A 22,977-nucleotide genomic window follows, 5' to 3' on the forward strand; every position below is an offset into this window, starting at 1 on the left:
AGTGAACGAGCCAGTTAATCCGTACGCGGCTCCCATCGCCGACGGCGACAGCGATTCACAACCATCACCGGGCGACTACATCGTCGAACGCCTCGAATTCGAAGGCGTTCTAACGCTACGAGATTACCAAGACGCGATCATCAGCAGCGGCCTTCGAAAAGACACACGCCGGTTGTTTCGCATCGTCGTTTTCATCGCAGCGATGAGCACGCTGGTGACGCTGCTGAGCCTGTTCCGCGCGAACAGCTTGAGCGATCCGGGTTTTCTGCGTTCTCTGCTGGCGCAGTTTGTCCTGTTGAGCGGATTTATCTTTCACCTCCTCTTTCACCACTGGCAACTGCGTGAAGTTCTTGCCAAATGCCAATCGGCCGTCGGACCGATCAAGGGTTACATCGATTCATCATCGTTCACGATCCAATCGGAACACTCGACCGAACGCCACCCTTTGGAACATCTGGTCGCATCGTCCTGCAAAAACGACCAGTGGTCATTCACGTTCACCAAGACCTACGCGTTCTTTTATGTTCTGCCGTTCGAGTTCTTTTCCAACGAACGGGATGCACGACACATTGCCGACCATTGGCAACAGTTACGTCCGCCGGGTATGAACTCTGTTGTCGACCTCGCGCAGCAAGAAATGCCTAATTTGGATTTCATCCGCCAACCCGCTGCCGACGCCGTCCATTACGAGGGCCCGGTTTATAAAGGCGACGAGTCTGGCACCGCATTCAGCGCTGCTGCCAAGTCTTTTTTCCGTCGAACAATGTTATCTGTTTCCGTCATGGGCCTCGGATTCTTAGGCTCACTTGCCATCCTGAACAGCGGCCTGGGAGGATATCTAGGCTGGGGCTTGCTGTACCTCGCGGTTGCCGTGCTATTCGGCTTCTTGCGAATCTGGAAAGAACGTCGTAAAGCGTCCAACAGCGAAGGTGAAGTCTACTGGCAATCCCGAGGCTACTTAGACAACGACGGTTTCGAAACCATGACAGCGACCGGCCAGCGATGCGGAACTTGGGACAGCTACCGTCGCTATGAGATCAACGATGCCGTGATCGTCCTCTACCCAACAGACATTGACATCTTTGGAGGCTTGATCGCTCGGACTCAATTTTCGGACGACGAAAGTTGGCACACAGCAATCCAATTGATCGCGACGAAACTTCCTTCCAATTCGCAGTATCGATCGAATCGATAACCGGATTGCGGCACGGTTGTGAGCAGGAAGCGGAAGGCTGAATGTTCCGTGCCGGTTCGCGATAGCGACGGTTCATGTACTCCAGACTGCAGGCTGAGCCTGCAAAACATCGTGCGACAAGGCGGAGCCTTGTCACAAGGTGGATGTGAAGGCAACTCGTCGCAAGGCTCCCGCCTTGCGACGCACTGCAACGCAGGCTCCGCCCGCCAACACCGAAAATATTCGACAAGACATCAAACCCTTACCGCCTGCTAAAATCGATTGCCGCAATCCTTGGACTTCACATTGCCCAACAGAGTTCAATCATGGGACGTGACCGCTACCGATTTGGTGAAGATGGATTTCCCCATTTTATGACAAGCACCAGTGTCGCCTGGCTCCCCGTGTTCTGTAATCCCTCGTTCGCAGAGGTCATCTTTGACAGCTGGAGATTTCTACAACGGATGCGTCAAATCAAGATTATCGCGTTCGTTTTGATGGAGAACCATCTCCATTGGATCGCGTCAGGCCCAAAACTAGCTCAACGAGTCAAAGAATTTAAATCGTACACGGCCCGAACAATCCTCAATCTGATGATGCAAAAAAAGTACTCGACACTCCTGAGTGAATTGAAGTACTTCAAGCAAGCAAAACGGAAGGATCAAGAATTTCAGTTTTGGCAGGAAGGCTGCCATCCTAAGCTGATCGAAGATGAAACCGTGATGCGGCAAAAGATCGAGTACATCCACAATAACCCGTTGCGACGTGGCTACGTTGAGGACCCAATTCATTGGCGATACTCCAGTGCGAGGTGCTACGCACGTAAAACAGGCCTGCTTGAAGTTTGTACCGATTGGTAGCGAAGATTCGTTTGGCAGAAAAGTTTGTAGTATTGCAGCGGATTGGCAGGCAGAGCCTGCAAGACATTGTGTGACAAGGCAGAGCCTTGTCACAAGGTGGATGCGAAGCTATCTCGTCGCAAGGCTCCCGCCTTGCGACGCACTGCAAATCAGGCTCCGCCTGCCGATAAACTCAACCGCGGCTAACGCCGTTGCGGCTCAATGAGCTCATGCTTCCTGAGCCGATTCACAATAGCGGCGGTTGACGCGTTCCAGACTGCAGGCAGAGCCTGCAAGACATTGTGTGACAAGGCGGAGCCTTGTCACAAGATGAATGCGAAGCTATCTCGTCGCAAAGGCTCCCGCCTTGCGACGCACTGCAAAGCAGGCTCCCGCCTGCCGATACACTCAACCGCGGCTAACGCCGTTGCGGCTCAATGAGATCATGCTTCCTGAGCCGATTCACAATAGCGACGGATGATGCGATCCAGACTGCAGGCTGAGCCTGCAAAACATCGTGCGACAAGGCGGAGCCTTGTCACAAGGTGAATGCGAAGCCAACTCGTCGCAAGGCTCCTGCCTTGCGACGCACTGCAAAGCAGGCTCCGCCTGCCGATACAGTCAACCGCGGCCAACGCCGTTGCGGCTCAATGAGATCGCGCTTCTTGAGCCGATTCGCGATAGCGACGGCTGATGCGATCCAGACTGCAGGCAGAGCCTTTTCACAAGGAGCTTTCAACGCTACACAAAAACGATCGCGTGGTTCGCTTGCAACTTGCCGTCATAGTCTCCGCCGAGACTGTTCGCAATAACGTCTCCGGCCACATCAAATCTGAACTCCGACGGCCCTTCAGCTTCACTCGATAGACGAACGGCCAAAGAAAGCTGCTGATCGTCTTGGACATAGCGAATGACGAAACACCGATTCGTTTCATCAATTTGGACCTCGATATTTTTATCTGCCAGCAATCCACTCGCACGATACTGCTTCCGCAGTTGGATCAACTTTCGATACCAAGTGAGCGTTTCGCTGTTCCCTTCGCTTGAGGCACCAATTTTCGCACTGAGAAACGCTTCTGGGTCGGTTGGCAAGACGCCCGCGTCCCAGTCGTGTTGCGGGTACTCACGACGCCTGCCTTCGACAACCGCTTGGCGTAGATGCTCGTCCCCAAAGTCGACGAAAAAGCAGAACGGTGCTTCACAAGCGAACTCCTCACCCATGAACAACATCGGAATCGCCGGTGACAAGATCATCAGTGCGGCAGCAGCACGATGCGCTTCGTGAGAAGCCAAACGATGTAGACGAACGCCGAGAGGATGGTTTCCGATGAAGTCATGGTTTTGGATGGAGTACACCAAACCATGAGTGTCCACGCGTGAATCCAGTTCCTTGCGTCCACGCTGCTTCCGCAACGTCCCTTCAAACACATAGCCATACTTCAGTGTTTGCGTCAGGTCGTCCATGGCCCGATACTCACGGTGAGTCAACTGCTCTCCGGGTCGCAACATTGCAAACGTGCTATGGAGAAAATCATCGCACCACATCGCGTCAAACCCAACACCACCGGAACTGCGTTTGACCAACATCTCAGGATCGTAAACGTTCGATTCAGCAATCAATAAAGCTGACCTTCCCGTTTCGTCAGACCACTGCTTAATCGCGTCAGACATTTCTGCCACGACGTGTGGATCACGATCATCCGCCATGCAGTGGATCGCATCGACTCGCAGACCATCGAGATGAAACTCTTCCAACCAATAGATCGCGTTGGCAATGAAATATCGGCGCACTTCATCACCCACCTTGGGATCATCAAAGTTGGGTGCTTCGCCCCAGACGGTTCGGTGCTTGGATGAAAAGTACGGGCCAAAGTCATTGAGATAGTTGCCTTCGGGTCCGACATGGTTGTAGACAACATCTAGCAAAACCGCCAAGCCTGCCGTGTGAGCCGCGTCCACGAAACGGCGAAAATCATCCGGTGTTCCGTAAGCATCCGCTGGGGCAAAAAAACTGACGCCGTCATAACCCCAATTCCAACGCCCCGCCGAAGCAGCGACCGGCATCCACTCGATCGCCGTCACGCCAAGGTCAACCAATTCGGGCAATCGATCGATTGCAGCTTGAAAGGTTCCTCCCGCAGTCAGCGCGCCGGTGTGGGCTTCATAGATGACCAAGTCATCGCGATCGACGTCGGCCCAATTCGCATCCGTCCAATCAAAAGATGAGTCGATGACTTCACTCGGGCCATGAACGCCTTCAGGTTGAAACCTTGATGCTGGATCTGGTCGCCGAGGCCCTCCGTCGATGCGGTAGCAATAGCGTGCCCCCGCAGCAACGCCCTTGATCGTGACAGAAAAGTATCCGTCCGCGTTTCCTTGCATCGGTTCACTGGGACCATCAATGATTTCGACGACGACCTCTTTAGCCTTTGGAGCCCAGACGCGAAAGGTTGTCGATTCACCATGGGGTCGTGCCCCCAAGAAGCGATGCAACTGGGTAATCGGTCGGTCCGTGACGTTCATGTTGCCTATCCGGTTAGAAATCGTTGATCAATGGAGCGATCTGCGAAGCGATGCGAATCGCGAATCGAAGGTATCAACGATTTTGTTGGCGCAAGATCATTTGTTCTAGGGGACTGACCGGACGCAGTGGAGTCGAATTCTGATCGTCAATCAGCGGCGTGACTGCCCCAGCATTGTCTGCTGCCATCGCGGCGCGAACGACGTCCAGCGTTCCAGCACTAAGTTGATCGCCTGGTGGCAATTGGAAACGTCCAAGTCCACGGCCTTGGAAGTTGGTCTCTTCGATCGGGTTGGGGCTCTTCCCCGTGCGATCGATCGCGACCGATTGCAAACGCCATTCATGGACGACAAGTTCGTAACGAGGTGAAGGCGGGATGGGGATCGATACCGTTCGATGGACGATCGAACCATCTGCCGCATACGATTCGATCTCCTGAACTCGGTCTGCTCCTGCGTCACGCTGGAACTCAACGGGAACCTGCTGCCCCGGTGCAATTCGGACTTGCTTCGCCGCACTCGAACTGCCGCGATCACTGATCGTCACACGCACCTCGCGTTGGGCGGTATTGACGAGATTCAATGTTACTGGCGGAAGTGGAGCACGCGGAACAACCGTCGAACGAACGACAGTTGACTGGTGGTGGTAACCAGGGAAGCCAAAGCCGGATCCCGGATACACGTTCAATGACAACCCGCTGTTGATGTATCCATAAGACGGATACCCCCACGGCCCAAAGTAGCCTGGTGCATAGAATGCATGATAGGGATCGTAGAGCGGACGCGCAGGGGCACCACCTCGGTGAGGTCTTAACTGCCGCCGAGAAAACACAAACTGCGGAAAGGCATCGTCAAGGTCAGCGACCTGCATAGGACCGTATCCCGATCGCGGGAAACGAACGATTCGGTTCATCGACGCGAGCCAATATCCGACGTAGCGACCGTTGATCGAATCGAGCGATCGATCTCGCCTGAAATAATATGAGCTCCCGTTTCGCTCGACCGCGACCAGTCGATTTCCACGGATATACACATCCGACGTGACCACACCGGATGGCTCAACCAGCGCGTAGTCCTGCGAGGAAACCAAAGTCGCTGGCAACAAGAAACCAGCGATCGCGATCAGAAAACTGAAATGACGCATTTTTGGCTGCTCAGATGAAAAGTGAATGCCGATCGAGAATCGCCCGCTACTAGATCATCGTAGCGGAGGCATCAACTGTTTCGCGAGAACTGCGGAGATTTCAGTGGCTTTCTGGCAGTGGCTTTCCGGAACAGCTACTCGCTTTTCGCGGTGGCGTTGAAACGCTTGGGCTTCGCCGATTCGGTGTCCATCTCGTAAGGAAGCTCCCAAATTTTTTCGCCGCTGGAATCTGCGAAATAGAGGTGACTTTCACTCAGCTTGGTTGGATCGCCATCGCCCCAAAATGCATAGAACGGATCCTTGGCATTGACCGGTCTGCGAACATAGTTGTGATTCCGCAAGCTACCTGCGGTGACCTGGCGAACTTGTGCCCATGATTGTCCTTGGTCATGACTTTGCCACATCACAACTTCGCCACCGCCATGATAAGGCTGCGGCCCGGTCGCGGCTGGCACCCACACTGTCCAAACCGAATCGCTGAGATACAGACTACCCATGTCGTAGTTGTGATCCGTTTTACAGATCACACGATCGTGCCACTGCTGACCGTCAAATCGAACCAGCCGAAACTGCCTTGGATCGTTAGGCGGTCCAGGCTCGTGACCGCCGCTGGTCACATACAACAAGACCGGATTTCCGTCTTTGTCAAAGCTCATGTCTTTCAGATAAACATTCTGCTTTCGCCACGCATAGTCGATTACCAAAGCGGGGTTTTCAACCTCGCGAAGCGGTGTTGTTAATACGGTCCCATCAGCTGCAGTCCAAGTCTTGCCCATGTCCTTGGTTTGCGCGTAGTACACGTCCGTCCGCTGATCGACCACTCCGTTGGGGTGCCGATTGAAAAATGTCCCAACCGTTTCACCATTGCGGGCGCTTGTTTGGTAGTGACCACCACGTGAATCACCGGGTTGGCGAATCCCTGCAAGCTGTTTGTCATCGGTCCATACCACACCGTCTTCGCTGGTCTCCCAGTAAAGCTCACGCACGCCCGTGTACTTTGTGAACAGGTGCAAAAATCCTTTGCCGGGCTGGAAGTGTGGCTGTGGATAAGTCAGTTCTTCTTTCGAGATAAGGTCGAAGCCATCAATACTGTAGGGCTTCTTGCTGCGATACTTAAATCCCGGACGCGCCCTCGCGCGACCACTAACAAAAACCCATACGTAACCCTCGTCATCGATCGCCAGGCTTGGGTTGTCGTGTGGATCATCGACGCCTTGTTTGTCGTGCACGACGACAGGCTTGGGGACTTCACCAGTTTGGTGATCAAAGTACGAAATCATGCACAGCAGATACCGATCTTTTGGACCGGTTGTGCCACCGTAAACGAAAAATGTCTTGTCGGCTTCTTTGCTATAGATCGCCAACGGGACATGCTTGGCCGTATAAGTCCCCAGGCCGCCGGAGTATTTGTCGCCATAGGGAAACGTCGGATTGCGGAGACGTTTTGAATAGGTTTCGCCATCGGTCCCCTTGCCATAGTACTGACCGAGCGTAAACCAGATGCCTTTGTAGCCATCAGCACGCCAAACAGCTTCTTGCGCATCCGAACGCGACTCGAGAAGCACCGAAAGCAACAGCACCAAGGAAAAACATAACCGCATCGTTGATCGCATCATCCAGCCTATTGATTCGCCCAGTTGTCGCGTTTGCGATCGTGATCTGTGACCAGCGCTTTTGATCGCCATCGACAGCCCCTCGCCTCATGGCAACCAAACACAATCGCTTGAACTCTAAGATCAATGCAGGATAGTAAACACCGCTAACGCAAGCTTGCCATTGAGCACGTCCGCTGATGGGATTCAACAAAAAATCCCGGTGGCTTCCGAAAAGCAACCGGGATCTTGATTGATTCGCTAAGGCTGAAACTCGTATCAGCCATCAATTGGCTGAGCCGTCTCAGCGGTTTCTTCGATACGGAACATGTCACGCCAAGGCAGCTGAATTCCGCCGTCGATCGTGAGCGTGCTGCCGGTGATGTATTCGCTGGCAGGTTGGCACAAGAAAACAACGCCGCGTCCGATTTCGGTGGGTTGGCCAAGTCGCTTCCAGGGCAACTTTTCGCCTTCACGCTGCAATGTTTCTTCAGAGAAAAATTTGCGTTCGCCGGGCGTATCAATCCAGCCGGGGTGAATGATGTTGCAGCGAATGCGGTGCTGAGCCAATTCGATTGCCGCGGTGCGTGCCATCTGATCGTTTGCCGCTTTGGCCATGTTGTAGGCCATCGCGCCAGGCATCGCCAAATGTGCATGAGGGCTGCTGATGACGACGATGTTGCCGCCGTTGCCGCCACGAACAAGATGCTTTGCGCCAGAGCGAACGACATAGAACGCGCCCCACATGCTGACATCAATCGTCTTGCGGAATTCGTCCATGTCAGACTCAAGCATCATGTGCCGGTCGCTGTATGCGGCATTGCTCACGACGATGTCGACTCCGCCAAGCTTCTCGACTGATTCATCGATCATCGCTTCGGCAGCAGCCTGTTCGGCCAAGTCGGCTTGGACCTTGAATGCCTCGACACCCATTGCCTTGCACTCGGCAACAACTTCATCGGCCTCTTCTGGATTGGACCGATAATTCACAGCAACGGAAGCCCCGGCTCGGGCTAATTCAAGTGCGATGCCACGTCCGATCCCTCGTGACGCGCCGCTGACGATCGCACGCTTTCCAGCTAGCTCACCCATGGTGTCTCTCTGTTTAAATCTTCTTCCAAGTAACGTCAGTCGAATAAATACGATAGGCCATGAAGAGTATCCGCAGGCAAGTCGCTAGGGAACCTCTTGGACCGTTGTTGGCAAAGAACGCAAATGGTTTGACGATCAGAATTAGCTTCCGACACAGGCCAAACCGTTTTGCAATGCATCACATGGCATGCATTGCAAACGCAGCTTCACCACTTTGATGCCAACGCATCCAAAGCCAGCCCGAAACGCGGATGAACGACTGCGCAAACGCTGAGAAATGCTTTTGTCTCGCGTTCGCGATCTGTGTCGTGCCTGCAAATCCAACCGGCCGTCCCGGGTCAACAGGTAGCTTTTTTAGGCTCGGTGACCGATTGATCGACCGACACCCTGGCGAATGGCTGACCCAATTCGGTGAGATTATGACCTAAAACGCGCATAGAACGCAAGAAACCTTTCAAATTCTTGCAATCTTCCACCAAACCTGCTTGAATTCTATCAACGGTGGAAGGAAACTGTCATCAAGTCGTTAACTACGTAACTTAGGAAAGATTTGTGGTTCGAACTGCGAACGGATCGACGCGAATAGCTCCAGAAACACGCACTTCCAGTGATGGTCGACGTGAACGGTTACGCTTGTTGATTCGGCAAACCGGGTTCTCCTCCTTGGGCGAACTTGCCGAATCGGTTTCAGTTAGCGAATCAACGGTGCGTCGCGATTTGGAATTACTGGAACAATCCGGCGATGTGCAACGCACACACGGCGGCGTGTTCTGGACGGGCGAGAGTTCAACGATCCGTGCTTTTGAAGGCCGGACCGATTCCACCTGGGCCGTCAAAGCCGCAATCGGATCGGTCGCCGCCGAGCTTGTCGAAGAGAACGACACGATTCTTCTTGACGGCGGAAGCACGACTTACGAACTGGCCAGGCGATTGGTCGGGCGCCAATTACAGGTTGTCACCAACAGCTTGCCAGTTGCCCACCTGCTTTCCAGCAGCGATTCGATCGACTTGGTCACGATCGGAGGCTGTGTCCGCGGCCGAATGGCGGTGGCAATCGGACCGATGGCTGACGCGATGCTTCGGCAAATCAATGTTCGCTTGGCGTTCTTGTCAGTTGCCGGAATCAATGAACGTGGCTTCTTCAACAACAACATGATGTTGGTTGAAAGCGAAAAAGCGATGCTGGCTGCGGCCGATCGCGTCTACGTCGTTGCCGACAGCACCAAGTTTGGCAAAGTCAGCTTGTCCCATTTGTGCGGTTTAGGAGACGTGCACGGGATCATCAGCGATACCGGTTTGTCATCGGCGTGGAAAAACCGGATCGAAGAAGCTGGCGTGGACCTAGTGTTGGCAGACCGCGACGCACACCAAGACGAATTCGAAGTCATCACAGACGACTGCCCCGAATAAAACCTCCTTCCCCATTTATTGGCTTAATGAACGCGATTGAATTCGATCGAGCTCACATCGAAGCTCTGGTCCGGCAAGCGATTCGCACCGGCGGACTCGGCGGCAATAATCCGCCCGGATGGGTCGATGGCAAACCGAACCTCCGCGTCAGCATCTCAGCACGCCACGTGCACCTGACCGACGAGCACGTCGAAATCCTGTTCGGCCAAGGTGCCAAACTGGAACCTGAAAAAGACCTGTACCAAGACGGCTTCTATGCCGCGAAGCAAACCGTGATGGTCGTCGGCCCCAGACGCCGAATGCTTCCCAACGTTCGTGTGCTCGGCCCGACTCGCGGTGCCAGCCAAGTTGAATTGGCATTCACCGATTCGATCTCGCTTGGCATCGACGCACCGGTTCGTCACAGCGGACATATCGACGGAACACCAGGCTGTGTCTTGGTCGGCCCGTCCGGCAGCGTCCAACTAACCCAAGGCGTGATCCGCGCCGCTCGACACGTCCACATGAACTTCTCTGACGCCGCACACTTTGGCGTCGAAAATGGTGACATGATGCGACTGAAAATCACCAGTCATGAATGCACCACGGTTTTCGAAGACGTCCTCGTTCGCGCCGACAAAGCGGCGAAACTGGAAGTCCACATCGATACCGACGAAGGCAACGCGTGCCACCTGGACGGCGCCTCGAAAGTCGAACTGACCAAGAGCGGCTGCAGCTGCGAAGACAAACACTAGTCGACTTCGCTGCATATCCAGCCACCGGTCACCTCTCGCCCCTGCCATCACTGCGTGTGATTTGCAAAGGCGAGTCTCCAATACATCTTTCGGCTCGGCCAACGAGCCAACGATCCCGTTAACTCTCTCCCCCTTTTATAGGCAGATTTACTCATGGCGAAATTGAACGAAGCACTCGGCATGATCGAAACCAAGGGATTCGTCTCCTTGGTCGAAGCCGCCGACGCGATGATGAAAGCGGCAAACGTCGAATACCTTGGCTGGGACAAGGTCGGCAGCGGTCTGGTCAGCGTCTTTGTCAGCGGTGACGTTGCGGCTGTCAAAGCGGCGACCGATGCCGGTGCGGCAGCAGCTGGACGCATCGGCGAAGTCGTCAGCGTTCAGGTCATCCCACGTCCACACGAAGACTTGGTGAAGGTTCTCAAGACTGCGATGCCGACTGCCAAGAAGTAGTCCGCAGACTCGCGACATCGATTCGTTGCCCCGCGCGGCGCGACGAACGTTTCCCAACCGAACATCAATAATCAACAACTACGAATAACATGAACGACGCAATCGGATTGATTGAAACCAAAGGCTTGTTGGCTCTGATCGAAGCGACCGACGCGATGGCTAAAGCCGCCAACGTACAAATCGTCAAACGGGTCGACATCGGCGGTGGCTTGGTCACCACCGTTGTCAGCGGTGACGTCGGAAGCGTTCGCGCGGCTGTCGAAGCCGGTGCCAATGCAGCCACCCAAGCCGGCGAACTGCTCAGCAGCCACGTGATCCCACGTCCTGCCGAAGGAATCGCAAAGGCTTTTTTGTCCTAGGAAGTGCTATCGAAGGCAGTGCTTGCAAAGGCAATGCATTCGAAAGCAGTGTCCTGAAAAGCAGTGACTGTGATGCATCGGCAAACACGGTGACTGCATCGACGACGTTCAACACAGATGACTCGACGCGGAGGATCCCGCAAATGCTCGTCCTGGTTGCAAATTTAGGCTCGACCAGCTTCAAGTATCGGCTTTTCGAAATGGCCGAAGATGGAGCTCTTGACGATATCGGCAGCGCTAATTGTCTCGCACGAGGCGCGGTCGAACGGATCGGTGATGCTCAAAGCAAATGCACCGTCCAGATCGGCGATTGGTCGGACGAACTGACAATGCCCGTCCCCGATCACGGTGTCGCGGTGGAGTCGTGCCTGAAACAACTGACACATCCCGAGCATGGTGCGATCAAGGACGCTTCCGAAGTCGCCGCGATCGGTTTTAAAGCCGTTCACGGTGGACGCATCTCCGGTGTGTTTGTCGTCGACGACGAAGTCCTGGATGCGATGGCCGAAATGAACGCCGCCGCTCCGGCACACAACCCGCCTTACATCGCGGCAATGAAGACGCTTCGCGAGCGATTCCCCGACCTGCCACTGGTCGCCGCTTTCGAAACCGATTTTCACCAAACGATCCCGGCGGCGCGAAAAGAGTACGCGATCCCACGCAAATGGGCTGACGAGTTCCACATTCGCAAGTGGGGCTTCCATGGCGCCAGCCATCGCTTCATCGCTTATCGCAGTGCCGAAATCCTAGGACGAAACGACGCCCGCGTGATCTCCTGCCACCTCGGCGGCAGCAGTTCGATTACGGCGATCAAAAATCGCCAAAGCGTGCAGACTACGATGGGAATGACACCACAAACGGGATTGCCACAAAACAATCGCGTCGGTGACTTCGACCCATTCGCACTGCCACTGATTATCGAACGCTCCGGGTTATCACTGGACGAGACGCTGAAAACGCTTGCCAGCCAAGGCGGACTGCTGGGCCTGAGCGATCGCAGCGGCGACATCCGTGACATCGAACAATCGGCAGCAAGCGGCGACGCGAAATCGCAACTCGCGCTCGACGTGTTCATCGAAGAACTACGACGTCACCTCGGTGGCATGTTGGTCGCACTCGGCGGCGCCGACGCGATCGTGTTCACCGGTGGCATCGGCGAGAACGCGACGAAAATTCGCGAAGGCGTTTGCCAAGGCCTCGAAGAACTGGGCATTCGCATCGACAGCGATGCCAACCAAAGCGTCAAAGGACGCGGCGGCGAAAGCGGTGAAGCTTCGTTCCATGCCGACGATTCGAAGACGCAACTGTGGGTCATCCCCACGAACGAAGAAGTCGTCGTCGCACGACAAACCATTCACGCGATCAAGTCGCGATAGTTGTTCCCCAACGATTCCCCTTTCCTCCTTTTTTGACGGACTCAATCGCGAATGTTTATCGCACGCGTTTCCGGATCAGTCGTCAGCACGCAAAAGGTCCAGTCGATGACTGGGCACAAGCTGTTGGTCGTCGAACCGTACCGTCTGGAAGGTGACAAGCGGCAGTCGTTGGTGACCACCGGACGGACTTTCATCGCCGTCGACACGCTGGGCTCGGGCGAAGGCGACTTCGTGCTGATCACCCAAGGTAGCAGCGCCCGTTTGACCCCCGAAACGAAATCGCTGCCCATCGACGCAGTCATCATCGGCATCGTCGACCAAGTCCACATCGACAAGTTGAGCGTTTACTCGCGCGACTGATCCACACCAAGACAACTGACTCCCAATCAATCATGAACTTCGACGAAAATCTCATTCGCAGCGTAGTCGCCCAGGTCTTGGCCGAAGTCGGCCCGATGCCTGCCGCGTCTAGCGCCAGCACCGGTGGTCAGAACGGAGTCTTCTACGACGCGGACTCGGCCGTCAAAGCCGCTCGCGAAGCGTTCGAGCAACTGCGTGAACGTCCCGTCGCCGATCGCAAACGGATCATCGACATCATCCGCCGCATCTCGATCGAGCAATGTGAAGAGCTCGGTCTGATGGAGATGGAAGAAACCGGAATCGGCCGCCCCGAGCATAAAATCGCCAAGCTGAAAACGCTCGGTGAGCAAACGCCGGGTGTCGAGTTCATCGAAACGAAAGCCTACAGCGGTGACCACGGACTGGCAATCATCGAACGCGCGCCCTTTGGTGTCATCGGTGCAATCACCCCCGTCACCCACAGCTTGCCGACGATCACCGGCAACGCGGTCAGCATGATCGCCGGTGGAAACACAGTTGTCGTCAACCCGCACCCATCGGGCAAACTGGTCGCGGCCGAAGGCGTTCGCCGATTCAACCAAGCGATCGCGGCCGAAGTCGGCATCGACAATTTGATCTGTGTGATCGCCGAGCCAACTTTGGAATCGGCCGAAGCTCTTTTCAAGCATCGCAGTGTCGCGTTGATCTGTGTAACCGGCGGCCCCGCCGTGGCACGTGCCGCTTTAAACAGCGGCAAACGAGCCATCGTGGCTGGCCCAGGCAATCCGCCGGTTGTGGTCGACGAGACAGCGGACTTGGATTTGGCAGCCCGGTCGATCATCGCCGGAGCTTCGTACGACAACAACCTGTTGTGCATCGCCGAAAAAGAAGTCTTCGTCGTCGAACGTGTCTTTGACCAGATGATGGAAGCGATGCGACGCGCCGGTGCGGTTCAGTTGAACGCGACACAAATCGACGCGTTGACCGCCAAAGCGATCGTGAAAGTCGGCGACGACCAGCACGACGCGGCCTGCAAAGACTTCATCGGAAAAGACGCCTCGGTGCTTGCCGCTGCGGCCAATGTCACCGTGCCGCTGGATACCGAATTGTTGTTTGGCGAAACCGACGAATCGCACCCCTTCGTCAGTGTCGAACAGATGATGCCGTTCGTCCCCTTCGTGCGTGCACGCGATGTCGATCATGCGATCGCGATGGCCAAGCACTACGAACACGGCTTCCGCCACACCGCGATCATTCACTCACGCAACGTCCACAACATGACCAAGATGGGCCGCGAGATGGACGTCACGCTATACGTCAAAAACGGCCCCTGCATGGCATCGCTGGGCTTGGGCGGCGAAGGCTACCTGTCGTTTTCGATCGCGGGACCGACCGGCGAAGGCGTCACGACACCGACAACGTTTACCCGCGAACGCCGCTGCAGCATGGTCGACGAACTGCGTGTCGTTTGATCGGAAAAGAGCCAACTGAAGTTTTAAACGTATGCAAACTGCCACCGTCCTCGGATCGACTCACGCGACGATCAAGCATGAAAGCTTTGTCGGATGTCGCATGGTCATCCTGCAACCGCTGACGGTTGACGAAAAGCCCGACGGCCCGCCGCTGATCGCGATCGATCAAATCGGATCACGTCGCGGTGACAAGGTGATGATTTCCAGCGACGGACGTTACGCCCGCGAAGTCACCAAGCACGACCGTACCCCGGCACGCTGGACCGTCGTCGGAATCATTGATTAAAGCCAACTATGAATCACGTCCCCAACACCACCGTACGCAGCAGCGATGCTTTGCCCGACGCGGCAAAGATCAGCGAGATTGCGCGCGAAGTGCTGCGGCGGATCAAAGCGGGACAAACGACAGCGACACCTAGCAGTGAACAGGCCATCGCCCATCGCTTGATCACGATCGAAACGCTGAATAAAGCGGTCGGCAATGAGGTCGTCGTTACACCAAGCGGCGTCGTCACACCGGCGGCAACCGAAGAAGCCAAACGGCTTGGCATCCGCATCGTTCGCCAAACCAAGTCAGCTTCATCAGCCAAACCAACGGTCAGCGAAAACGTCGGTAGAGAAGTCGACCCGTTCGCACAGCAGCTTGCTAAGCGTGGTTTAAAAATCCCTGCTGGGGTTTCGATCGTATGGACGGACAAACCGGCAGCGGAAGTGTTCAAGCAGATTCAATCCGGGCAACGTGCCGTGATGATTTCGCAGTGGGGCGACATCGATCGCTTCGCTGATGAACTGTCACCACAGGCTTGGGTGCTCGACCGCGAAAAGCTTTCCTTGCCAGCCGCCGTGAACTTTGCCGCACGCATCATCAAGCGAGGTGCCCAATGAAACTGGCTCGCACGATCGGCACGATGACGTTGTCGAAAGCCCATCCCGGCATGCACCAAGCCAAATTGCGTTTGGTCGAAGTCGTCGAATCGATTGACCAAATCGATGTCGAACCACTGGGCGGCGAAACGATCGTCGCCTGGGACCTTTGCGGCAGCGGCATCGGTGACCTGGTCGCCTTAGCCGAAGGCCCCGAAGCGGCACAGCCCTTTCCCGATGTTAAACCACTCGATGCGTCGATCGTCGCCTTGCTAGACGAAGTCGACCTTGGCCGGTAAGTCGCCGGCAGATACCCGAACAACCACCATTCACCTTCACATCCAACTGATAACTTTGCCATGCAAAACGTTCATAAGATTAAGCAGGACATGTGCGACATTGGACGTCGGATTTACAACCGCCAATTCGCCGCGGCAAACGACGGGAACATCACCGTCCGCGTCAGCGAAAATGAATTCCTCTGCACTCCGACGTTGCACTGCAAAGGCTTTCTGAAACCCGAAGACATCGCGACGATCGATATCACCGGCAAACAAATCGCTGGCCGCAAGAAACGTTCCAGCGAAGCACTGCTGCACTTGGAAATCTACAAGCAACGCGAAGACATCAAGAGCGTTGTGCACTGCCACCCGCCGCACGCGACCGCGTTCGCGATCGCCCGCGAGCCGATCCCGCAGTGTATCTTGCCCGAAGTCGAAGTCTTCTTGGGTGACGTGCCGATCACTAAGTACGAAACGCCCGGCGGACAAGCCTTCGCCGATACGATCATCCCGTTTGTCAACAAGACCAACGTTATGATCCTGGCCAACCACGGCACCGTCAGCTACGGAGAATCGGTTGAGCAGGCGTATTGGTGGACCGAGATTCTGGATTCCTATTGCCGCATGCTGATGTTGGCCAAACAACTGGGCAACGTCGCATTCCTGGATCAACAGAAATCGCAAGAGCTGTTGGACTTGAAAGACCAGTGGGGCTACAAGGATCCGCGGAACACCAAAGAGTTCGAAGATTGCGACATCTGTGCCAACGACATCTTCCGCAACTCGTGGAAAGATTCTGGTGTCGAGCGTCGTGCCTTTGACGCGCCGCCAGCGATGCCAGCCCAAGTCGCTGCGGCAGCAGCGGCCCCTGCACCGGCAGCCGCACCATCGGCAAGTCCTGCGGCCGGCATCAGCGAAGAACAACTGGTCAAGCTGATCACCGACGAAGTCCTTCGCCAGATGAAAGCGTAACGCGAGTCCACGCGAACGCATCCTCATCCCACCACCGAACACTACTCACCAAAACCCATCCACGGCATCATGAAAGTTTCGATCATCGGCGGCGGCGGACTCGTTGGCTCCTGTGCGGCGTTTGCCTTGCAGTGTGGCGGCTTGGCTCGCGAAATCGCTTTGCTTGACGTCAACCAAGAATTGGCAGCTGGCCAAGCCTTGGACATGCAGCACGGCACCCCCAGCGTTGCCGACCAGGTCATCGTCGGTGGTGGATACGAACACATCCCCAGCAGCGATGTGATTTGCATCACTGCAGGTTTGCGTCGCAAGCCAGACGAGTCGCGTTTGGATTTGATCAACCGCAACACGGACTTGTTCGTGCAAATTTTGCGTGACGTCAAAGCGGCTGGGCCCAAGCCATCGGCGATCGTGCTGGTCGTCAGCAACCCGGTCGACATCCTGACCTACGTTGCCGCCAAGATGCTGGGGCTGCCTTGCAACCAAGTCATCGGTCTGGGAACGCAGCTCGATACGATTCGTTTCTGCTCGCTGATCGCCGAGCAACTGAAATCGCCACCGACCCAAACCAAGGCGTTGATCCTGGGTGAGCACGGTGAGTCGATGGTTCCGATTTGGAGCAGTGCGACGATCGGCGGATTGCCCTTGGACAAGTATCCCGGTTGGTCGCCGACTTTGGCGACACAATTGTTTACACGCACACGTGGTAGTGGTGCGGAAGTCATCAAACGCAAAGGCGGCGCCGGATTCGCCGTCGGGATCGCGATCCGCGACGTGATCGATTCGATCATTTTGGACCAACGACGCGTGCTACCGGTCAGCAGCATCCAAAGTGGTTGTTACGGCATTCGCGATGTTGCCTTGTCGGTTCCAACCGTCGTCGGCCGGACCGGCGTGGTCGATCGAATGGAAATCGATTTGTGGCCCAAAGAGGTTCAAGGAATGCGAGCCAGCGGCGCCGCGTTGCGCAAGACCCTGGACGTCGTGTTGAAGCGAATCGGGTAAGAGCGATTAGACATCAGCCGCAACGCGCCAGCGTGCAGTTACATGTCTCGGTCCAGTAACATTGCCGCCCGCGACGAGAACCGCGGCTAACGCCGACCGGCTCAGGATGGTGCAGCGTCTCAGCGTACAGCTGCCTTATCTGATATCAGCCGCTACGCGCCAGCGTGCGGTTACGGGCTGGGGTCAGTCTCCGGCAGGAACCGCGGCTAATGCCGACCGGCTCAGGATGATGCAGCGTCTCAGCGTACAGCTGCCTTATCTGGTATCAGCCGCTACGCGCCAGCGTGCGGTTACGGACTTGGGGGGCAGTCTCCGGCAGGAACCGCGGCTAGCGCCGACCGGCTCAGGATCATGCAGCGTCTCAGCCTACAGCTGCCTTATCTGAAATCAGCCGCCACGCGCCAGCGTGCGGTTACGTGATTCGGTCCAATTATATTGCTGATAGCAACAGGAACCGCGGCTAACGCCGATCGGCTCAGAAAACCCTGACACTGCCGGAAATTGCCGACTGACTTGCGTCTGCCTTGCTGCCTAGGCGAATCCGAATCGCTTGACTAAGTTTACCGCTGTGCGAAAAAACTTGGTTTTCTGGATGAGGCCCCTTTGATGGCAATGTATGACGTTTTCGGTGTCGGCAACGCGTTGGTCGATATTCAAGCCCGTGTCGATGACGAAGTCCTGACCCGTTTATCACTCGACAAGGGCATCATGACCCTGGTCGATGACGAGCAGCAATCGAAAGTCCTTTCCCACCTCGACGGTAGCCCTCTGAATCGATGTGCGGGTGGTTCGGCCGCAAACACCATTGTCGCCATCGCTGACCTCGGCGGTTCGGCTGGCTATTTCGGCAAAGTCGGCGACGACGCACTCGGCGAGTTCTTTCTCAAGGACATGAAGGACTTGGGCGTCTCGATCACGGTTCCCCCGAACGACAAGCCTACCGGAACCTGTGCCGTCCTGATCACCGAAGACGCCCAGCGCACCATGCTGACGAATCTGGCGGCATCGGTCAGCCTCAGCCCCGACGATATCGACGAAGACAAGATTGCGAACAGCAAGTACGTCTACGTCGAAGGCTACTTATTAACCGGCGACAGCACGAAGAAAGCGGCTTATCGTGCGTTCGAACTGGCGAAAAAGCACAATGTGAAAGTCGCCTTCACCGCATCGGATCCGTTCCTGGTCAACATGATCCGCGACGAGATCTGGGATTTGATTACCGGCCCGGTCGACCTGTTCTTCTGCAACGAAGAAGAAGCTAAAAGCCTGACCGGCGAAAGCGATCCATTGAAGTGCGCCGTGAAGATTCACGAGCACTGCGAAAACGTCGCTTTGACGCTCGGCGGCAAAGGTTCCATCGTGATGCACGGCGGGGAAGAATTCCCGATCGAAGGGGTTCAAGTCGAGGCTGTCGACACCACCGGTGCTGGCGACATGTACGCCGGTGCGATGCTGTATGGCATCACCAACGGTATGGATTGGCGTACCGCCGGTCACTTGGCGTCCCACGCCGCCGGACGCGTCGTTTCACAGCTCGGTGCACGGCTGCAAAACCGTTTCACCGAAGAAGAGATCAAAAACTTCAGCCGGCTGACCGAAAACTAGGTATCTGTCCGCTGAACTTGTCAATGCGCTCGCGTGTGTCTGTTGGCTCGCGCGTTCCCGCATATCAATCGCCCAACTTTTCAGTATGAACTCTCATGGCCAAAGCACCTAAGAACGCCATCTCTCCGACTCGCGCGGAAGACTATCCCGAGTGGTACCAGCAAGTCATCAAGGCATCCGACTTGGCTGAAAACTCGCCCGTTCGTGGCTGCATGGTGATCAAACCTTGGGGGTACCAGCTTTGGGAGAACATGCAGCGGGCGCTCGACGACATGTTCAAAGCCACCGGGCACCAGAACGCGTACTTCCCGTTGTTCATCCCAATGAGCTTTTTGGAGAAGGAAGCAGAACACGTCGAGGGATTCGCAAAGGAATGCGCCGTCGTCACCCACCACCGCTTGGAACCCGATCCCGATGGCGGTCTGCGTCCGGCCGGGGAACTTGAAGAGCCACTGATCGTTCGCCCGACCAGCGAAACGATCATCGGTGCGACCTATGCCAAATGGGTTCAGAGCTACCGTGACCTGCCAATCCTGATCAACCAGTGGGCCAACGTTGTTCGCTGGGAAATGCGGACTCGAATGTTCCTACGCACGGCGGAGTTCCTGTGGCAAGAAGGCCATACCGTTCACGCGACCAGTGAAGAAGCGATTGAAGAAACCGAGCGGATGATCAACGTCTACGCCGACTTCGCCGAAAACTGGATGGCGATGCCGGTAACGATCGGCGCAAAGACCGCTGGCGAACGCTTCCCCGGAGCCGTCGAAACGCTGTCGATCGAAGCGATGATGCAGGACCGCAAAGCACTGCAAGCCGGTACCAGTCACTTCCTTGGGCAGAACTTTTCAAAAGCCCAGGAAATCGTTTTCCAAAGTGAATCAGGCACTCGTGAATTTGCCTGGACAACGTCTTGGGGCGTGTCGACTCGCTTGGTCGGTGCGTTGTTGATGACGCACAGCGACGATGACGGTTTGGTGCTGCCACCAAAGCTTGCGCCCACGCAAGTCGTGATCCTGCCGATCTACAAAGACGACCAACGCGCTGCGGTGATGGAATACATCGAAAAGCTTCGCGATGAGTTGCGTGGTCAGACTTACAACGGGGCGCCGATCCGAGTCGAAATTGACGACCGCGATATCCGAGGCGGTGAAAAGAAATGGCATCATGTCAAACGCGGCGTGCCCATTCGCTTGGAAGTTGGCCCCAAAGACATGGAAAAAGACTCGGTGTTCTTCGGACGCCGCGACCAACCCAAAAGCGTTGGCATGTCACGTTCCGAAGTGGTCGCGAAAATCAGTGACCTGCTTGGCGACATCCAACAAAGCTTGTTTGACAAAGCGGACCAGCTTCGCAAAGACAATACCGTCACGATTACCAATGAAGCCGACTTCCGAGCGTACTTCACGCCGGAGAATGCCGACTCGCCCGAGATCCACGGCGGCTTTGCGATGTGCCACTTTGCCGACGAAGACAGCTTGCAAGACCTGCTCAAAGAGCTGAAGGTAACGATCCGTTGCATCCCGAGTGCCAACAACGACACCCCTGGGACCTGCTTCTACACCGGCAAACCCGCCGCCAAGCAAGCGATCTTCGCCAAGGCTTATTAAGCCGCAGCAGGACAAATCATCGGTCGTTCTGGATTCTCTGGCTCCCCTCTCGCCCCAAACTTGTTTGGGGGAGAGGGGCCGGGGGTGAGGGGGACCGAGACGCTGAAAGCTGCATCAAATCACCACCACCGACAAGCTTGCCCAGGCTTAGCGATCCAGTCTTATGAATTGCGAATCCTCTGGCCTTCAGACTAGATAGAACCTGTGGCATCTTTCAGCGATTTTAAGCTCACAATCATTCAGGCCACTGCCCCCTCACCCCCAGCCCCTCTCCCCCAAAAACATGTCGACGGTTGAACTGATGGAGACATCAACTGTGTGATGTTTTTGGGGGAGAGGGGAGCCAGTGCATGGCTGGCCTTCGCGTAAATCAAGCTTCACTCTCCCCAAATCCAAACAGCCATTTCTCGTTGCAAGGCTCCCGCCTTGCGACGCAATGCAATGCAGGCTCCGCCTGCCGCCGTCTCCCGCCTGCAGCAACCGCACCGCAATGACCAGCACATCGCTTTCTAAACACCTTTTCCTGATCGGGTATCGCGGTACAGGGAAAACGACGGTGGCGTCGATCTTGGCGGCTCTTTTGCAGACCCGCTGGATCGACTTGGACGTGGTGATCGAAAACAAAGCTGGCAAAACAATCAGCGAGCTATTTGCTGAGGGCGGCGAGCCGTTGTTTCGCGACTGGGAAACACGCTGCTTGCAGGAATTGATCGATGCCGATGGGCCGCCACAAGTGATCTCCCTTGGCGGCGGCGCGATCCTGCGTCAAGAAAACCGTGACTTCATCGCCACCCACGGAGACTGCGTTTGGCTGACGGCAACACCGGATACGATCGCACAGCGAATCGGTGCGGACCAGACTACGGCAGCGAGGCGTCCGGCACTAACCGATCTGTCGCCGACCGAAGAAATAAAATCGGTACTGACCAGCCGCGAACCGATTTACCGTGAGACATCGCAATATTCGGTTTCGACGGATACCTTGACTCCGGTGGAAGTCGCCGATCGGATCGCGCAGTGGTTGGTCTCTTAAGGGGGTTGGCCTCATAACGTGTTGGCTTCGTAGGTAGCTCGATTCGTCGCAAAACGAGCAAAATTCTTTGACGCCAGTGTTGCTGATTCGGTTTCTGAGCTGCCGATTTCGAACCGGCGTTCACCCCTCTTCGGCGGAGAACCCTACATTCCAAGGCCGCTTCCAAAACCGGTCTTTTATTTCACTCGATAAACTCGGTAGGCTGGGAGAGAATACTGCCCGTTCCGCTTGCCTGACGTGATCGAACCGTTGGCGGGCCAGAACGAAAGGACTTGATAGGCGGCCAAGAGTACGACAAAACGTTCAACCATTGCCGCCAGACGTTGACATAAAAAGGATTGCCTCGTGTTCATCGCTGCTTCTACCGAATGCTTCCCTGAACTTGAACTACGCGCCGCGATCGAACTCGCATCAGATCTAGAGTTCACGGCGATTGAAATTGCCTTGCATGAATCTGGCGATGTGAAACCGTCGGACGTTCTGTCGGACATGGATCGATCGATTCAGCTATTGCGCTACACCCACCGCCTGGATATCTCCGGATACAGCGTCCAACTGGCCTCGACAGGTCAGCAGCACTACGAAGACTTCGCAAAACTGTGCTGGCTAGCCAAAACGACCAAGGTTGTCACCTTGACCGTTCCCTCAGCGGAGCAGGGCACCCCGTTCAACGAAGAAGTCGAGCACCTGCAGCGACTGGTCGAATGCGGTGACGCCGAAGGCGTTCGGGTGAGCGTGAAAAGCCAACTGGGTTGCCTTAGCGAAGATCCCGATACTTTGATGGTGCTGTGCAACAACGTCGAAGGCTTGGGCATTACGCTTGACCCCAGCGTTTACATCACCGGTTCGGCAAAAGGCAAGAACCTGGACAACATCCTGAAGTTCGTCTGCAACGTTCATTTGCGTGATACCCGTCCCGATGCGTTTCAAGTGAGCGTCGGCCAGGGCGAAGTTGACTACGGGAAACTGATCACGCAGCTGGAACGCGAAAAATACGATCGCGCCCTGACCGTGAATATGATGCCGATGGAAGACCTTGACCATCGCGTGGAACTTCGCAAGCTGCGTCGCTTGCTAGAAACCTTGGTCTAGGCAACTTGGATCCG

Annotated in this window: 22 protein-coding genes; 18 read left to right on the forward strand and 4 right to left on the reverse strand. The window is 55.8% G+C overall.

What is annotated here, in order from left to right:
- Window position 1: 1 nt before the first annotated feature.
- The gene (locus LOC67_RS25215; protein ID WP_230265620.1) at window positions 2–1,195 is read left to right on the forward strand and encodes a hypothetical protein; all 1,194 of its coding nucleotides are present in this window, start codon (window positions 2–4) and stop codon (window positions 1,193–1,195) included.
- 305 nt (window positions 1,196–1,500) lie between these two features.
- A complete protein-coding gene (locus tag LOC67_RS25220; RefSeq protein ID WP_230265621.1) occupies window positions 1,501–2,034 on the forward strand; it encodes an REP-associated tyrosine transposase in 534 nt (177 codons plus the stop codon).
- A gap of 720 nt (window positions 2,035–2,754) precedes the next feature.
- Here LOC67_RS25220 and treZ read toward each other — a convergent pair.
- The 4 genes from treZ to LOC67_RS25240 all read right to left on the reverse strand — a co-directional run bounded on the left by treZ (window position 2,755) and on the right by LOC67_RS25240 (window position 8,361).
- Window positions 2,755–4,536 (reverse strand): malto-oligosyltrehalose trehalohydrolase, encoded by a 1,782-nt coding sequence (gene treZ / locus LOC67_RS25225; RefSeq protein ID WP_230265622.1) that lies wholly within the window; start codon window positions 4,534–4,536, stop codon window positions 2,755–2,757.
- A 73-nt stretch (window positions 4,537–4,609) separates the two neighbouring features.
- Window positions 4,610–5,677, reverse strand: a complete 1,068-nt coding sequence (locus tag LOC67_RS25230; RefSeq protein WP_230265623.1) for a hypothetical protein — start codon at window positions 5,675–5,677, stop codon at window positions 4,610–4,612.
- Between the two features lie 134 nt (window positions 5,678–5,811).
- Entirely contained in the window at window positions 5,812–7,293 is a 1,482-nt protein-coding gene (locus tag LOC67_RS25235; protein WP_230265624.1) for a BNR-4 repeat-containing protein, read from the reverse strand.
- Window positions 7,294–7,548: 255 nt separating this feature from the next.
- Window positions 7,549–8,361 (reverse strand): SDR family NAD(P)-dependent oxidoreductase, encoded by an 813-nt coding sequence (locus LOC67_RS25240; protein ID WP_230265625.1) that lies wholly within the window; start codon window positions 8,359–8,361, stop codon window positions 7,549–7,551.
- A gap of 636 nt (window positions 8,362–8,997) precedes the next feature.
- Here LOC67_RS25240 and LOC67_RS25245 point away from each other — a divergent pair.
- The 16 genes from LOC67_RS25245 to LOC67_RS25320 all read left to right on the forward strand — a co-directional run bounded on the left by LOC67_RS25245 (window position 8,998) and on the right by LOC67_RS25320 (window position 22,963).
- Window positions 8,998–9,771 carry a DeoR/GlpR family DNA-binding transcription regulator gene (locus LOC67_RS25245; RefSeq protein ID WP_230265626.1) on the forward strand — a complete coding sequence of 258 codons (774 nt, stop codon included), beginning with the start codon at window positions 8,998–9,000 and terminating at the stop codon, window positions 9,769–9,771.
- A 26-nt stretch (window positions 9,772–9,797) separates the two neighbouring features.
- Window positions 9,798–10,505 (forward strand): phosphate propanoyltransferase, encoded by a 708-nt coding sequence (gene pduL / locus LOC67_RS25250; protein ID WP_230265627.1) that lies wholly within the window; start codon window positions 9,798–9,800, stop codon window positions 10,503–10,505.
- A 153-nt stretch (window positions 10,506–10,658) separates the two neighbouring features.
- Window positions 10,659–10,958 carry a BMC domain-containing protein gene (locus tag LOC67_RS25255; protein ID WP_230265628.1) on the forward strand — a complete coding sequence of 100 codons (300 nt, stop codon included), beginning with the start codon at window positions 10,659–10,661 and terminating at the stop codon, window positions 10,956–10,958.
- Window positions 10,959–11,047: 89 nt separating this feature from the next.
- On the forward strand, window positions 11,048–11,317 hold the full coding sequence (locus LOC67_RS25260; RefSeq protein WP_230265629.1) for a BMC domain-containing protein: 270 nt from the start codon (window positions 11,048–11,050) through the stop codon (window positions 11,315–11,317).
- Window positions 11,318–11,460: 143 nt separating this feature from the next.
- Window positions 11,461–12,693: an acetate/propionate family kinase gene (locus tag LOC67_RS25265; protein WP_230265630.1), complete on the forward strand. Its 1,233-nt coding sequence runs from the start codon at window positions 11,461–11,463 to the stop codon at window positions 12,691–12,693.
- Between the two features lie 51 nt (window positions 12,694–12,744).
- Window positions 12,745–13,053 (forward strand): EutN/CcmL family microcompartment protein, encoded by a 309-nt coding sequence (locus LOC67_RS25270; RefSeq protein ID WP_094412423.1) that lies wholly within the window; start codon window positions 12,745–12,747, stop codon window positions 13,051–13,053.
- Between the two features lie 32 nt (window positions 13,054–13,085).
- Window positions 13,086–14,504 (forward strand): aldehyde dehydrogenase family protein, encoded by a 1,419-nt coding sequence (locus tag LOC67_RS25275; RefSeq protein ID WP_230265631.1) that lies wholly within the window; start codon window positions 13,086–13,088, stop codon window positions 14,502–14,504.
- A gap of 31 nt (window positions 14,505–14,535) precedes the next feature.
- Window positions 14,536–14,790 carry a EutN/CcmL family microcompartment protein gene (locus LOC67_RS25280; protein WP_230265632.1) on the forward strand — a complete coding sequence of 85 codons (255 nt, stop codon included), beginning with the start codon at window positions 14,536–14,538 and terminating at the stop codon, window positions 14,788–14,790.
- An 8-nt stretch (window positions 14,791–14,798) separates the two neighbouring features.
- Complete coding sequence (locus LOC67_RS25285) at window positions 14,799–15,389, forward strand: hypothetical protein (RefSeq protein WP_230265633.1); 591 nt, start codon at window positions 14,799–14,801, stop codon at window positions 15,387–15,389.
- A complete protein-coding gene (locus LOC67_RS25290; RefSeq protein ID WP_230265634.1) occupies window positions 15,386–15,667 on the forward strand; it encodes a EutN/CcmL family microcompartment protein in 282 nt (93 codons plus the stop codon). The genes LOC67_RS25285 and LOC67_RS25290 overlap by 4 nt, the downstream gene beginning before the upstream one ends.
- Window positions 15,668–15,727: 60 nt before the next feature.
- Window positions 15,728–16,621: a class II aldolase/adducin family protein gene (locus tag LOC67_RS25295; protein WP_230265635.1), complete on the forward strand. Its 894-nt coding sequence runs from the start codon at window positions 15,728–15,730 to the stop codon at window positions 16,619–16,621.
- A gap of 69 nt (window positions 16,622–16,690) precedes the next feature.
- Entirely contained in the window at window positions 16,691–17,626 is a 936-nt protein-coding gene (locus LOC67_RS25300; RefSeq protein WP_230265636.1) for a lactate/malate dehydrogenase family protein, read from the forward strand.
- A gap of 612 nt (window positions 17,627–18,238) precedes the next feature.
- Window positions 18,239–19,231, forward strand: a complete 993-nt coding sequence (locus LOC67_RS25305; RefSeq protein ID WP_230265637.1) for an adenosine kinase — start codon at window positions 18,239–18,241, stop codon at window positions 19,229–19,231.
- A gap of 95 nt (window positions 19,232–19,326) precedes the next feature.
- Entirely contained in the window at window positions 19,327–20,838 is a 1,512-nt protein-coding gene (gene proS / locus LOC67_RS25310) for a proline--tRNA ligase (RefSeq protein WP_230265638.1), read from the forward strand.
- 490 nt (window positions 20,839–21,328) lie between these two features.
- On the forward strand, window positions 21,329–21,871 hold the full coding sequence (locus LOC67_RS25315) for a shikimate kinase (RefSeq protein WP_230265639.1): 543 nt from the start codon (window positions 21,329–21,331) through the stop codon (window positions 21,869–21,871).
- 345 nt (window positions 21,872–22,216) lie between these two features.
- Window positions 22,217–22,963 carry a sugar phosphate isomerase/epimerase family protein gene (locus tag LOC67_RS25320; RefSeq protein WP_230265640.1) on the forward strand — a complete coding sequence of 249 codons (747 nt, stop codon included), beginning with the start codon at window positions 22,217–22,219 and terminating at the stop codon, window positions 22,961–22,963.
- Window positions 22,964–22,977: the final 14 nt, after the last annotated feature.

The organism is Stieleria sp. JC731, assembly GCF_020966635.1.
In the GTDB taxonomy this organism is placed as follows: domain Bacteria; phylum Planctomycetota; class Planctomycetia; order Pirellulales; family Pirellulaceae; genus Stieleria.